At 32.0% G+C, this 13,192-nt stretch carries 13 protein-coding genes and 2 tRNA genes; 5 read left to right on the top strand and 10 right to left on the bottom strand.

Annotated features, from left to right (window positions below):
• Window positions 1-41: 41 nt before the first annotated feature.
• The 5 genes from ACKTSU_RS03775 to ACKTSU_RS03755 all read right to left on the bottom strand — a co-directional run bounded on the left by ACKTSU_RS03775 (window position 42) and on the right by ACKTSU_RS03755 (window position 4,397).
• Window positions 42-2,441 (bottom strand): TonB-dependent receptor, encoded by a 2,400-nt coding sequence (locus tag ACKTSU_RS03775; protein ID WP_408035011.1) that lies wholly within the window; start codon window positions 2,439-2,441, stop codon window positions 42-44.
• A gap of 115 nt (window positions 2,442-2,556) precedes the next feature.
• Window positions 2,557-2,639 (bottom strand) — tRNA-Tyr (locus ACKTSU_RS03770).
• A gap of 47 nt (window positions 2,640-2,686) precedes the next feature.
• A tRNA-Lys gene (locus ACKTSU_RS03765) sits at window positions 2,687-2,759 on the bottom strand.
• Between the two features lie 133 nt (window positions 2,760-2,892).
• Window positions 2,893-3,657 (bottom strand): ABC transporter ATP-binding protein, encoded by a 765-nt coding sequence (locus ACKTSU_RS03760; RefSeq protein WP_408035010.1) that lies wholly within the window; start codon window positions 3,655-3,657, stop codon window positions 2,893-2,895.
• Window positions 3,657-4,397: an MlaE family ABC transporter permease gene (locus ACKTSU_RS03755; protein ID WP_408035009.1), complete on the bottom strand. Its 741-nt coding sequence runs from the start codon at window positions 4,395-4,397 to the stop codon at window positions 3,657-3,659. The genes ACKTSU_RS03760 and ACKTSU_RS03755 overlap by 1 nt, the downstream gene beginning before the upstream one ends.
• A gap of 118 nt (window positions 4,398-4,515) precedes the next feature.
• Between ACKTSU_RS03755 and pafA the strand changes: the two genes are divergently transcribed.
• A complete protein-coding gene (gene pafA / locus ACKTSU_RS03750) occupies window positions 4,516-6,153 on the top strand; it encodes an alkaline phosphatase PafA (RefSeq protein WP_408035008.1) in 1,638 nt (545 codons plus the stop codon).
• A 97-nt stretch (window positions 6,154-6,250) separates the two neighbouring features.
• On the opposite strand, the gene ACKTSU_RS03745 is transcribed toward pafA, so the two are convergent.
• The 5 genes from ACKTSU_RS03745 to ACKTSU_RS03725 all read right to left on the bottom strand — a co-directional run bounded on the left by ACKTSU_RS03745 (window position 6,251) and on the right by ACKTSU_RS03725 (window position 11,141).
• Window positions 6,251-6,406, bottom strand: a complete 156-nt coding sequence (locus tag ACKTSU_RS03745; RefSeq protein WP_408035007.1) for a YqaE/Pmp3 family membrane protein — start codon at window positions 6,404-6,406, stop codon at window positions 6,251-6,253.
• Window positions 6,407-6,472: 66 nt separating this feature from the next.
• A complete protein-coding gene (locus tag ACKTSU_RS03740; RefSeq protein ID WP_408035006.1) occupies window positions 6,473-8,971 on the bottom strand; it encodes a M14 family metallopeptidase in 2,499 nt (832 codons plus the stop codon).
• A gap of 111 nt (window positions 8,972-9,082) precedes the next feature.
• Window positions 9,083-9,703: a thioredoxin family protein gene (locus ACKTSU_RS03735; RefSeq protein ID WP_299000545.1), complete on the bottom strand. Its 621-nt coding sequence runs from the start codon at window positions 9,701-9,703 to the stop codon at window positions 9,083-9,085.
• A 6-nt stretch (window positions 9,704-9,709) separates the two neighbouring features.
• Window positions 9,710-10,222: a TlpA disulfide reductase family protein gene (locus tag ACKTSU_RS03730; RefSeq protein ID WP_408035005.1), complete on the bottom strand. Its 513-nt coding sequence runs from the start codon at window positions 10,220-10,222 to the stop codon at window positions 9,710-9,712.
• A 130-nt stretch (window positions 10,223-10,352) separates the two neighbouring features.
• Window positions 10,353-11,141, bottom strand: a complete 789-nt coding sequence (locus ACKTSU_RS03725) for a S1/P1 nuclease (RefSeq protein WP_408035004.1) — start codon at window positions 11,139-11,141, stop codon at window positions 10,353-10,355.
• A gap of 123 nt (window positions 11,142-11,264) precedes the next feature.
• Between ACKTSU_RS03725 and ACKTSU_RS03720 the strand changes: the two genes are divergently transcribed.
• The 4 genes from ACKTSU_RS03720 to ACKTSU_RS03705 all read left to right on the top strand — a co-directional run bounded on the left by ACKTSU_RS03720 (window position 11,265) and on the right by ACKTSU_RS03705 (window position 13,119).
• Window positions 11,265-12,125 (top strand): SPFH domain-containing protein, encoded by an 861-nt coding sequence (locus tag ACKTSU_RS03720; protein WP_408035003.1) that lies wholly within the window; start codon window positions 11,265-11,267, stop codon window positions 12,123-12,125.
• Between the two features lie 17 nt (window positions 12,126-12,142).
• Entirely contained in the window at window positions 12,143-12,310 is a 168-nt protein-coding gene (locus tag ACKTSU_RS03715) for a DUF4177 domain-containing protein (protein ID WP_408035002.1), read from the top strand.
• A gap of 1 nt (window position 12,311) precedes the next feature.
• Window positions 12,312-12,818, top strand: coding sequence for a hypothetical protein (locus tag ACKTSU_RS03710; RefSeq protein WP_408035001.1), 507 nt, complete (start codon window positions 12,312-12,314; stop codon window positions 12,816-12,818).
• 136 nt (window positions 12,819-12,954) lie between these two features.
• On the top strand, window positions 12,955-13,119 hold the full coding sequence (locus ACKTSU_RS03705; RefSeq protein WP_120187537.1) for an Arc family DNA-binding protein: 165 nt from the start codon (window positions 12,955-12,957) through the stop codon (window positions 13,117-13,119).
• Window positions 13,120-13,192: the final 73 nt, after the last annotated feature.

Raw genomic sequence — 13,192 nt, 5'->3', positions numbered from 1 at the left:
GCAATTTACTCTTTTTAAAAGATTATTAAACTTCCAAACTGTTAAAAATCTACAATAACACCTATACGAGGTAAAGCTCTTCCTGTTGTACTTTCTATTTCTTCTAACAAATATCTAGAACTATCATTAGGATCGGTTACTCTTCCGTTTTCGTCTTCAAGTGGTAATAAAAAAGGTTGTTGTTTAGAACTACTAGCATATATATTTTGAACATCTAAATACAAGTTAATAGCTGCTTTTTTTAAGAACCATGTTTTATCTACACGTATATCTAACTGTGTATATGTATCTAATCTTTTTGTATTGAGTCTAGAGTAATCTAAAATTCCTCCGTTTTGCACATCATAATTATCTTTTAAAGAAGAAGCTTGTAAATCATATGGTGTATAAGGTTTTCCTCCAACTAATCGAAATTTCGTTCCTATTTCCCAGTTTCTATTTAATTTTTTCCCTGCTGTAATTGTTAGTAAGTGTTTATTATCCCAAGTTGAAGGAATGTACTCTCCTTGCGCGCCTTTAAATTCACTTCTTACAAAAGTATATGATGCTATTCCGTACAATCCACTATACGATTTTTTTTGTGCTAACAACTCAAAACCATATGCCCTACCCTCAGATGTTGAACTTACTGCTTCGTTTCCTATAATACCAAAATCAGCACCTAAGTTTGCTAGACTTATCTGGTTTCTTATTGAAAATGGATAGTTTTTATATCCTTTATAAAACCCTTCAAAAGTTATTTTTGAACTTGTATCAGGCTTATAACTCAATCCACTTACAAAATGATCTGATTGTATATATTTCAACCCATTTTTATTCTCAAACTCACCTACATTATTTTTATATCCTAATACAGTATAGGATGGTAATTGATAATAACGCCCAACTGAAGAACTAATCGTCAATTTTTCAGACAAGTTATAACTTAACGACAACCTTGGTGAAAACTGGTTGAATGGTTTTTTCATTTCTGAATTGTAATCAATTCCGTCCATTCTAAACCCAAAAGAAACTCCTAGTTTTTCATCTAAATATCTTTTCGACACTTGTCCAAAAACCCCATATTTAACAAAATCTATAGCTGAGTTAAAATCGTAAATAATAACTCCATCTGAGTTAGCATTTTTCTGATAGTTACTATTCGTATACCTTGCTGTTTCTAGGTTAAAACCTAAGTTAAAATCAATCTTGTTAGCACTCTTAAAGCTATTTTCATATCTCAACTTGTTTTCTATCTCCTTTGATGAATAATCTAACAATAAGTTTGCTGGTATTTCTTCATTTAAAAAGTATTTTACCGCCTTGTTTTTCCACTCATTTCTACTTAACACAACCAAGTGTGTTGAGTTTGGAGCAAAGTACTTATAACTTGCTCCTACCGTATAATTCCATTGGCTGTTTACGGGAACAGAATTTAAAATAACTTTATTCCTCTTTATCGTTTCTAAATCTGTTTCTCCATCGTTTACCTCTTTATTAATTTCAAAATCATCAATGGCTCCCAAAGCAACTATTGATAATTCACTGTTTTTTGATAATTGCGATTTAACATTTACTTGAAAATCGCTATAGGTTGGTAAAAAAGGTAGTTTTATTAACTTAAATAAAAACTGTAAATACGATTGACGTGCAGAAAACATAAAGGTTGTATTCTTTCCTAAAGGCCCGTCTAACGTAATTCCTGCATCTGAGGTTCCAATAGTAGCTCTAGTATTTAACGAAGTCGGATTACCTCTTTTTTGAGTAAACTCTATAACAGAACTCAAAGAGTTACCTCTATTGGCAGGAAATGCACTTGAATAAAAATCAACTTTACGGATTAAATCGGCATTCATAATTCCTACAGGTCCACCTGTAGCTCCTTGTGTTTGAAAATGGTTAATTACAGGAACTTCAATACCGTCTAAATAAAATTTATTTTCAGAGGTTGCTCCACCTCTAATAATAATATCATTTCTAAATCCAGGATTTGATGCTACTCCTGGAAAAGACTGAATTACTTTTAGCACATCTCTGTTTCCTCCAGGGTTCTTTTCTATTTCTGCTATACCCAAACTTTGAAGAGATAATGGGCTATCTACAGATTCTTTAAATAATGGTGCTTGTATTTGAACTTCTTTTAGCTGTGTTGCATCTTCAATTAACTCTAAGGTTATATAAGGTGAGTTGTCTTTTGTTACTAAATACTCATCAGAAATTAACGTTTTATAGCCCACAAACGAAGCTTGTATTTTATTATAGCCTAAAGGAACATCATTCAAAACAAACTCCCCTTTTTCATTTGAAACTGCCCCTATTCCTGTTCCATAAACTAAAACATTAACGAAAGGAAGTACTTCTCTTGTTTTAGAATCAATAATCTTTCCTGATATTCCCCCACTATTTTGAGATACCCCAACAAAAGACTGAAGTAAAACTAAGAGTATCAACACTTTTCTCATATCATATTATTTTAAGACCAAACAAAAATACATATTTTGTTTAACAAAAAACATAAAACACTAAACAATATAATTATACAAACAAAAAAACTCAATCGATATGATTGAGTTTTCGTGGGGAGAGCAGGATTCGAACCTGCGAAGTCGTAAGACAACGGAGTTACAGTCCGTCCCATTTGGCCGCTCTGGAATCTCCCCAAAGCTTTTAAAAAAAGCTTCTCAGTAAAATCGAGAAGCTTTACTAGTGACCGGGCTGGGGCTCGAACCCAGGACCCTCTCCTTAAAAGGGAGATGCTCTACCAACTGAGCTACCCGGTCATTTTTTGCTTTTGCTTTTCTGCGTTTGCGGGTGCAAATATAGAAGCTTTTATTGTTCCCACAAACATTTTTCAGAAGTTTTTTTGAAAAATTTTTAATGTTTTTTGTTACCTATTAATTAACAGAAAGTTACCTAAAGATCATTTAAGTATGCTTTTCTCACTTTTTTAAATAAATTCGATGAATACACAAAATCTACCACTGCTTCGTTATCTGTTTTGAAGATTTCTTTGTGTGATCCTTCCCATGCTTTAACTCCATTTTTAAGAAAAACAATCTTATCTCCTATTTCCATCACTGAATTCATGTCGTGTGTATTTATTACCGTAGTAATTTGGTATTCGTCAGTAATTTCTTGAATTAAGTTGTCTATTACAATAGATGTTTGCGGATCTAAACCTGAATTAGGCTCATCACAAAACAAGTATTTAGGATTCATTACAATCGCACGAGCAATTGCTACACGCTTTTGCATTCCTCCAGATAATTCAGCTGGAAACTTTTTATTCGAATTTTCAAGGTTTACACGATTCAGTACAAAGTTTACTCTATCTAACATTTCATCTTCTGGTTTCTTTGTAAACATCTTTAAAGGAAACATAACGTTTTCTTCTACTGTTTGTGAATCAAACAAAGCACTTCCCTGAAATACCATTCCTAATTCTTGACGAAATTGACGTTTATCCTCTATTGTCATATCAATATTTGCTAAACCGTCATACACGATTGTTCCTTCTTCAGGTGTATGCAAACCAATTAATGATTTTAAAAATACTGTTTTACCTGAACCACTTTGACCAATGATTAAACTTGTTTCTCCTGGTTTAAAAGATGTTGATATACCTTTTAAAATCTCAACACCATTAAATCCTTTATGTAAATTATTTACTTCTATCATTAGGTTAATAACATTTGGGTTAAGAAATAGTTCGCTATTACAATAAGCACTGTAGTCCAAACTACAGACTGTGTACTTGCTTTTCCAACTTCTAACGACCCTCCTTTTACATAATATCCGTGATAAGAAGGTACTGTAGCTATTAAAAAGGCAAAAACCACTGTTTTAATTAATGCATAGGTTATAAGAAATGGGTCAAAATCCATTTGAACTCCTGCTATGTAATCTGCCCCAGAAAACAATCCTGATAAAACTCCTGCTACCCATCCTCCAAAAATCCCTAAGAACATTCCTAAGATTATTAAAAAAGGATAAAAGAAAACTGTGGCTATTATTTTAGGTAACACTAAATAATTTAATGAATTAATTCCCATTACTTCTAGCGCATCAATTTGCTCTGTAACACGCATCGTTCCTATACTTGAAGTTATATATGAACCTACTTTTCCTGCTAAAATAATAGAACAAAACGTGGGTGCAAACTCTAAAATTACTGATCGTTTCGCCGCAAAACCAATTAATGATTTTGGAATAAACGGACTTTCTAAATTCAATGCTGTTTGTAAGGCGATAACTCCTCCAATAAAAAAGGATATAAAAGCTATAATTCCTATCGACTTGTGCCCTAGTTCATCTATTTCTCTAAATAAAGCTTCACGAAACACTCTTGCTCTTTGCGGCTTAGTAAAAACCTGCTTTAGCATTGCAACGTATTTGCCTATATGCTCAATGTAATTCATTAAACGAAATCTATTTTTCTTTCTGCTAAAGTATTAAAAAACCATTAACTCCTCGCCTTATTTAAGAGTTTTAGCTTTCTTTTTATGTACCTTTGAGTTTTAATTTTTAAAGAATAAAATGAAAAAAATAGCTTTTTTACTAGCCGTTGTATGTATTACAGGTTGTGCTACCGCTCCTCAAAAAAGTACCCAAAAACCTAAACTCGTTGTAGGGGTTGTTATTGACCAAATGCGATATGATTATCTTACTCGTTTCGCTAGTCGATATGGAAATGATGGTTTTAAACGTTTACAAAGAGAAGGATTTTCTTTAGAAAATGCTCATTATAACTACATTCCTACCTATACTGCTGTAGGGCATACTTCTATTTATACAGGAACTACACCTACAAATCACGGTATTATAAGTAACCATTGGTACGATAAATACTTAAAGAAGACTATTTATTGTGTTGATGACGACAACTACAATACGGTTGGTAATGAAGGTGAAGGAGGAAAAAAATCTCCTTATAGAATGTTAACGACCACCGTTACCGACCAGTTAAAACTAGCTCAAAATATGAGAGGAAAAACTATTGGAGTTGCTATTAAAGATCGCTCAGCTATTTTACCAGCAGGTCATACTGCTGATGCTGCTTACTGGTTTGATGGTGGTGATAAAGGACAATGGATTTCTTCTTCTTTTTACTTAAATGAATTACCTACTTGGGTAAAAGAATTTAACGCTTCTGGAAAAGCTGATAAATATTTAAGTAAGCCTTGGGAAACTTTATATGATATCAGTACCTACACTCAAAGTATTGAAGACGACAACGATTTTGAAGTTACTTTTAAAGGACAAGATAGACCTGTATTCCCTCATGATATTCCTACTCTAAGAAAAAGTAATAACAATTACAGTATTATAAAAGGAATTCCTGCTGGTAATTCTATTACTACCGATTTTGCCAAAGCTACTATTATAGGTGAAAACTTAGGAAAATCTGAATTTGTTGATTTTATAGCTATCAGTTATTCTTCTACAGATTATGTTGGGCATCAATTTGGAGTAGCTTCTAAAGAAATTGAGGATACGTATTTACGTTTGGATCAAGATTTAGCAGAATTATTTAAGTTTTTAGACACACAAGTTGGAAAAGACAACTATACATTATTCTTAACTGCCGATCATGCTGCGGTACAAGTTCCATCATACTTAGAATCTTTAAAAATACCTGCAGGATATGTAAAACCTGTAGCTTTTAAAAACTTTTTAAATGAGATTACTGTAAAGCATTTTAAATCGGATGAAATCATTGAAAATGTTTCAAACTTTCAAGTTTTCTTGAATAAAGATAAAATCAGAGAGTTAAAATTAGATTATGAAACGGTAGCACAAACTATCGCTGACGAAGCTATTAATCATAAGAGAATTTACAAAGCTGTAACTGCTAGAACCATGCAAACTACTACGTTTACTAACGGAATTTTACATGTTTTACAAAACGGTTATAATCAAAAATTTTCGGGTGATGTGATTTTAGTTCCAAATCCGTCTACACTAGCTAGTAGTTCTAGAAAAGGAACTTCACATGGGTCAGGATATTCTTATGACACTCACATTCCTATGATTTTCTACGGAAACGGAATTAAACAAGGAGTTTCTAAAAAGAAATATGAAATTGTAGATATTGCTCCAACGATTTCTAATTTATTACAAATTGAATTCCCAAACGGATCTACTGGAAAAATTATAGAAGAAGTTCTTGAATAGAGAATCCAGAAGAAAAAAGAGTCTATAAAAAAAGCCATTTTGATGTTATCAAAATGGCTTTTTTTTAATTAATTCATTTCCCAAATTATTACACTTTTTAATTCGGATTGTTTAATATGATAAGTGCTGCTATAACTCCTGGAACCCATCCACAAAGCGTCAGTAAAAATACAATTATGATTGATCCGCATCCTTTTCCTATTACTGCTAAAGGTGGAAATAAAATTGCTAATAAAACCCTTAATAAACTCATAGTTCTTTATTGATTAATGTACTTAAAAGACGAGTTATTTAGAATTTTGTTACACCTCTAATTCTGTTACATCAACTTTCCAAAGAAAATAGCGTTCATCAATAATTTGTTAGTTCCAAACCAAAACGCTCTAAAGTTGGTGTTATCTGTAAAAACAATCACTCTACCACTCCCTAATCGCTGAACTTTAAACGGAACAGTGTTTTTCAATTCCTTTAAGTTCTCTTTTGAAATATAACCACTCAATAACGGATTGCTTGTGTACTGAATTGGATTGTTAAAACTTTTTGCATCCGCTTGAATGAATTGCTTGGTGTTTCTAAACAAAGCTATCTTATCATTCTTATATCCAAAATTGATTGGGTGTGAGCGATCAACCTTTGCTTCAAAAATAGCTCCTCCAATTACTTGTGCTCCTGATTGTAACGAACGATTTTCAAACGACACATCTTTCAGAGAGTCTATTTTAGTTTTATTAAATTTCACATCAATAAACCCTTTATTCGATAACCAGTTTACTGCGTTTCGGTATCCAATTAACACACCTCCATTACGTACCCAAACCTTCAATTTTTCTTCTAAGTTCTTGTCAAGTGAACGACTATTAGGAACAATAATCGTTGTGTACTTATCTAAGTTTACTCTCGCAGCATAATCAGTATCTAACTTCGTTAATTTCATATCGTAACGCTGATCTAACAAATGCCAAATTTCACCTGCATCATAACTTGTAATCCCGTTACCTACTAACATCGCTACTTTCTGTTGTTTTACGGTTTCTAAATTTCTACTTCCTAAATCAATTCCCTCATTCAATCCTGTAGAAACTCCTTTTATTTCTATATGATTTTCACTGGCTATTGTACCTAAGAAATTAAATAACTCGCTTCCATTTAATTTTTGATTTTGAGCAGGGATAAAAATGGTTCCGTAATCATACGAGTTACCATCATTTGTAAACTTTTTCATCGCTACTTTAGCTCGTAATCCTTTTTCTAAAATTGTGTTCAACGCTTTTGGTGTATTGTATTCATTCCATGGAAATAAATATCCTACACTACTTTTTTGTTGAATTCTCCCTTGTTTTGGTTGTAATTTAGTTACCTCAGCTCCTGCTTTCGACAACGAAACATTATCAGCAAAATCAACCCCAAAAGCATGATTAAATGTCCATGCAGATACATCATAAAACAAGCTATCTTTAAATTTCGTTTGAACAGCAAACATCGCTTTTACCAATCGATGATTTTTTTGATTCATCGGAATTACGTAGCTGTATCCTTTCTTAAAATCTTTTCCGTTGGATGTAAAATCTTCTTTTAACTCATGGAATTTTACCTGATGACGTTGTAAAACTTCTGCTAAATGATTTGTTTTCGCTGCATCTTTTTCATCTCCAAACACAATAGCATTGTTCTTTTCTGAACTTCTTGAGTTTTTATAAAAGTTTTGTTGGTATTGTAAGATTTTAGTTCGCATACTTTTTGCAGCCTCTAACGTTGATAATGCTGCTGTAAACTGGTTACGAATTGTAAATGGAAACGTTAATATTCCGTTTTCACTTTCTTGCGCATGCCCGCGAGAACTTCCTTGTTCAAATAAAATTCCGATACTTCCATTAATATCTGGGAAAGTTGATCCTTTTCCATAGTAAAAATCATCAAAACTTTCTTCTGAATAATAGGTTGAACCAATTTTATCGAATGCTTTTGCATGATACGTAGCAATTTCTTTGGTCAACTCCTGATTCATTTTTGGAGTCAACGGATTTGTTCTACTCGGAATTCCTGGTTGAAAAAAGAAGGTAGAATTTGTTCCCATTTCATGATGATCGGTTAAAATATTCGGCAACCATTTGTGAAAAGTTTGAATTCTTGCTCTACTCTCAGGCAACTGAACTGGTAACCAATCACGATTCATATCAAACCAATAATGATTCGTTCTTCCACCTGGCCAAACCTCATGATATTCTCTATCATTTGGATCTGGATTTATATTATTTGCCTTATTTGTATTTGCCCAATACGCAAAACGTTGTAAACCATCTGGATTCATCGCTGGATCAAAAAGAATTACCGAATTATCTAATAATTCTTCAATTTTTTGCCCTTCTCCCGCTGCTAAATAATAAGCGGCTGCTAACGCTGCATTGGTTCCACTTGCCTCATTTCCATGAATTGAAAATCCTTGGTATATCACAATTGGATTATTAGACACATCTACAAAAGCATCATTTGTTGCTTTAATATGCTTTTCTCGTATTGCTTCTAAATTTTGATGATTTTTTGGGGAAGTAATTGTTAACAACACTAATGGTCTTCCTTCATAAGTTGTTCCTCTATTTTCAAACGTTACCCTATCTGAAGATATTGCTAATGCTTTCATGTACTCTACCAATTTATCGTGAGTTACATGCCACTCTCCTACTTCGTGCCCTAAAATAGATTTTGGTGTTGGTATATTTTGATTGTAAGAAACATCTTGTGGTAGGTAATAATTTAAATCGACTGTTTGTGCTGTTAATGCTGCACTAACAAATAGTAGTGATAGTAATAGTTTCTTCATTATTTAATTTTAAGTTGATTGTTATAACTACGATTGAAAATGTGTATTAATTCTGTTTAAACAATAAAAATCCCACATAAGAGTGGGATTTTTATATCCTATTAGTATTTATTAACTGTTTCTTTTATCTTTTATAGAACACCCTATTGCTCTAGTATCAGTTTTTGTTGGCTTTTCTCCTTTCAACAAAGCATCAACCGCATTTTCAACAAAACGTTCTTTTACATTATTCTCGTTACGGGAGCTATCATCAATAGCGCCAATGTATTCAACAATTAATTTACCTTTCTTTTTATTCAATATGTAAACATGTGGTGTTTTAGTTGCTCCGTATTTTGGATACACCTCTTGACCTTCGTCAAACAAATAAGGAAAAGTAAAACCTTTTTCTTTTGCACGTACTTTCATCGCTTCAAAACTATCTCCTTTTGAAACCTCTGGATCATTTGGATTAATAGCAATTACAGGAAATCCTTTCTTTTTGTATTTTTTATCCAACGCAATAATTCTGTCTTCATTTGCTACTGAATACGGACACATATTACACGTAAACACTACAATAAATCCTTTTGCTTCTGAATAATCAGCTAAAGAAACCATGGTGTCGTCTATATTTTTTAGTAAAAAATCTGTAGCTTCATCTCCTACCTTATATCCTTTTGATGGATTAATAGTAAATGCAGATATAGTTGCAACCACTAACAATAACAATGTTATTTTAAATGTTTTCATAATTATTTAGTTTAAAAAGGTTTGTAATTCGTGTTGTAACTCTTCATAGCTAAATGATTGCTCGTAAAACTTTCTTTTTTCTTTATTGTAAATTAACGTTGCTGGTATAGAACCCGACCAATTTTCAGCAATGTCTGGTATCCAAAACTGTTCATTTGCATCATCAAAATGAAGTACTTTAGATTCTAATTTTCTATTTTTAACAAATGGAATTAAGTTACTTTCCTTCTGTTTAGGAAAATCTAAACTCACCAAAACTACCTCTACATTTTTATCTTTATACGCTGCGTTTAACTTTTCAAAAGCAGGTAGTTCTTTTACACAAGGCATACACCAAGTTGCCCAAAAATTGACAACATAAGTTTTATCATCATTTTTATGCAACAGCGGTTTTAAATCTTCATAGTTTAGCGTGACTATTTTAATCGAAGACTCTGTAACTTCATATGTTTCTTTTGGTTTTTCTTTACAAGAAAACAACATGAAACTCCCTAAAAAAAGTACTAGAATTTTATGCATTTGATATTTGTTTCCTCTCAAAATTAACTGATTGTGTTAGTTAAAAAGCAGAATTAACGAAACATTAACAAGAAAAAAGCCCGAAAAAATACTTTTTTCGGGCTTTTACTATCAGTAATACTTTTATTTTTTAGCTATAAATTTCATTCAATAATTTAGCTAAACGTAATCCTCCTTTTTGTAATTGTTCTCTCACTACAGGAAAATAAACATATGAATAGCGGTAGCGTAAATTCTCTCCTACCTCAACAGATTTATACACCTCTTTGGTTATTTTATGTGTATCGTGTAACCAATCTACCACAGTTCCTTGTTGAATTACTTTTACTTGCTCTTTTGATAATTGCTTGGTATTATTAGCTAACTCAATATAACTCATATCCCATTTATTAAGTAAATCTTCATCCCATACTCTATGTAAATTTGATCCTTTACCATGCCACTGAACTTGTATCTTATTTCCTCCTAAATCCTCTTTTAGACCTATGTGCATTGGCTGATGTAAATCTCCTACTAAATGCACTAACATCTTTAAGTAAAAGCGTTTATCTTCTGTAGAGCTATTTTCATCCTTTAGTACTTTCATACATTCCTCAATACCCGTAACCATATCTCCTTCTGGGTTCTTTTCGGTATCTTCATAACGAGCATCTAATGGCATATTTACATAATGCCAAGTATAAAATTTACCATATTTCTTTCTATCAGATTTTATTTCATCTGCATAAGTAGATACAAACGCTAAACTTTCTCCTTGTAATAGCTTTTCTATTTTCTTTTTAGCTTTTTTAGTCAAGTGTTTTTCTGCAATCTTTCCTGTTGCTCTATGACCAGTTGGCCCCCATACATCTTCATTATTAGCTATTGACGAAACACTTACCAAAAACGCAGCGAATACTATTAAAAATTTTGTCTTCATGAATAGTTTAAATTATAATCGGAAGCTAAATTATAAAAATAATTCCTCAAAAATTTGGATTTAACAAAAATTAAATTATATCTTTATGATATCATTTTGACATCACTTTAAATAAAACAAAAAATGAAAGCAGAAAAAATCATCAAACCAGCTAATGGATATTTAATGTTCTTTATTGTTCTTGCACTTTTTTTAAGCGGAATTACATTAGCTATAAAAACAGAAAATCCAGTATATCTTTTAGTTTCTTTACTGGCCTTTATTTTAGCCTTGGGCTTTATCTTAGTAAACCCAAACTCTTCTAAAGTTTTATTATTCTTTGGAAAATATGTTGGTACCGTAAAACAAAATGGATTGTATTGGGCAAACCCTTTATACAAAAAGAAAACTATTTCTTTAAGAGCGAGTAATTTTGATAGTGAGCGTTTAAAAGTGAATGATAAACTTGGAAACCCAGTAATGATTAGCACCATTTTGGTGTGGCGCGTTACCGAAACTTATAAAGCTGCTTTTGATGTAGACAATTATGAAAATTTCGTTCGTGTACAAACAGATGCAGCTGTACGTAAACTAGCAAGCATGTATCCATATGATAATTTTGCTGATGAAGGCCATGAAGAAGATATTACGTTACGTTCTAGTGTTAATGAAGTAAGTGAAGCTTTAGAGAAAGAGCTGGAAGAACGTTTAGCTATTGCTGGTATTGAGGTATTGGAAGCTCGTATTGGTTATTTAGCCTATGCGCAAGAAATAGCAAGTGCCATGTTAAAGCGTCAACAAGCAACAGCTATTGTAGCTGCCCGTCATAAAATTGTACAAGGCGCTGTTGATATGGTAGACATGGCTTTGGAAGAACTAAACAAAAAAGAAATTGTTCAGTTAGACGAAGAACGTAAAGCAGCAATGGTGAGTAATTTATTAGTGATCTTATGTGGAGACAAAGAGGCTTCACCAGTTGTAAATGCAGGAACTTTAAACCATTAAAAAACTATTACTTACTAATGAAAGAATATAAAATTATACATAGAAAATTTAGCTGGTCTAACGGAAAACAAAAGTTTGAAGATGAAATTAACAATTATGCGAAACAAGGTTGGCGAGTTACTAGTACATACCAAGTAAGTGATGGCAATATTGAAGTTATTTTAGAAAGAGATAAAAACCGATAAAATGAAAATTTTTAAAGAAGAGCAACGATTTACACAACTTTGGTTATTAGTAATATTAGCTGTAAGTTTAATTGTGCCCGTAATACTTATTGTTAAAGAATATATACAAGAAAATTCTACAATGAGCTCTATAGAGTTAACACTTACTCTTCTTGGAATTTTAGCTTCATTTGCTTTTATCTTTATTTTTAAATTAACCACAAGAATTGACGAATATGGAATTCATTATCAATTCTTCCCTTTTCATCTTTCTTTAAGAAAAATAGCTTGGTCTGAAATTGAAAAAGCCTATGTCAGAAATTATGATCCCATTGGTGAATATGGAGGATGGGGCTTAAAAGGCGGATTACTATGGAATAAAAAAAGAGGAACTGCTTTAAATATTTCAGGAGATATAGGTATTCAACTAAAACTAAAAAATGGTAAAAAATTGCTTATAGGAACCAAAAAAGAACAAGAAGCAAAACGTGTTTTAGAAACCTATGAACATAAAGTACAACAATTATGATACGGATAATATTATTCATCTTCATATATGTTTTTAGTTTCATTATCCCTTTGATATGACTAAATATGAGGAAGTCGTATTTTTGACCCGTAATTTAACTCTATAATATAATAGTTTCTTACATATAATAACAAACATGGCAAAAAAGAAAGCATTTGCACTCCGCATAAACGAAGACATGTTAAAAGCTATTGAAAAATGGGCTTCTGACGAATTTCGATCTACCAATGGGCAGATCGAATGGATGCTTATGCAAGCACTTAAAGAAGCAAAAAGAGAACCCAAAAAGAAGGAAGAATAACCTCAAAATCTTAACAACTTGTTAAAAAAACGCCTAATTTTTAATTAGGCGTTTTCTATTTTGTACATTGTAC

The organism is Tenacibaculum aestuarii, assembly GCF_964510395.1.
In the GTDB taxonomy this organism is placed as follows: domain Bacteria; phylum Bacteroidota; class Bacteroidia; order Flavobacteriales; family Flavobacteriaceae; genus Polaribacter; species Polaribacter aestuarii.
The sequence above is the reverse complement of the archived record's forward strand: the minus strand, read 5'-3'. Positions and strand labels throughout refer to the sequence as shown.

Bases quoted from the DNA above. Each gene is read 5' to 3' on its own strand.
- ACKTSU_RS03775 (WP_408035011.1), bottom strand. From the start codon at position 2,441: ATGAGAAAAGTGTTGATACTCTTAGTTTTACTTCAGTCTTTTGTTGGG.
- ACKTSU_RS03760 (WP_408035010.1), bottom strand. From the start codon at position 3,657: ATGATAGAAGTAAATAATTTACATAAAGGATTTAATGGTGTTGAGATT.
- ACKTSU_RS03755 (WP_408035009.1), bottom strand. From the start codon at position 4,397: ATGAATTACATTGAGCATATAGGCAAATACGTTGCAATGCTAAAGCAG.
- pafA (WP_408035008.1), top strand. From the start codon at position 4,516: ATGAAAAAAATAGCTTTTTTACTAGCCGTTGTATGTATTACAGGTTGT.
- ACKTSU_RS03745 (WP_408035007.1), bottom strand. From the start codon at position 6,406: ATGAGTTTATTAAGGGTTTTATTAGCAATTTTATTTCCACCTTTAGCA.
- ACKTSU_RS03740 (WP_408035006.1), bottom strand. From the start codon at position 8,971: ATGAAGAAACTATTACTATCACTACTATTTGTTAGTGCAGCATTAACA.
- ACKTSU_RS03735 (WP_299000545.1), bottom strand. From the start codon at position 9,703: ATGAAAACATTTAAAATAACATTGTTATTGTTAGTGGTTGCAACTATA.
- ACKTSU_RS03730 (WP_408035005.1), bottom strand. From the start codon at position 10,222: ATGCATAAAATTCTAGTACTTTTTTTAGGGAGTTTCATGTTGTTTTCT.
- ACKTSU_RS03725 (WP_408035004.1), bottom strand. From the start codon at position 11,141: ATGAAGACAAAATTTTTAATAGTATTCGCTGCGTTTTTGGTAAGTGTT.
- ACKTSU_RS03720 (WP_408035003.1), top strand. From the start codon at position 11,265: ATGAAAGCAGAAAAAATCATCAAACCAGCTAATGGATATTTAATGTTC.
- ACKTSU_RS03715 (WP_408035002.1), top strand. From the start codon at position 12,143: ATGAAAGAATATAAAATTATACATAGAAAATTTAGCTGGTCTAACGGA.
- ACKTSU_RS03710 (WP_408035001.1), top strand. From the start codon at position 12,312: ATGAAAATTTTTAAAGAAGAGCAACGATTTACACAACTTTGGTTATTA.
- ACKTSU_RS03705 (WP_120187537.1), top strand. From the start codon at position 12,955: ATGGCAAAAAAGAAAGCATTTGCACTCCGCATAAACGAAGACATGTTA.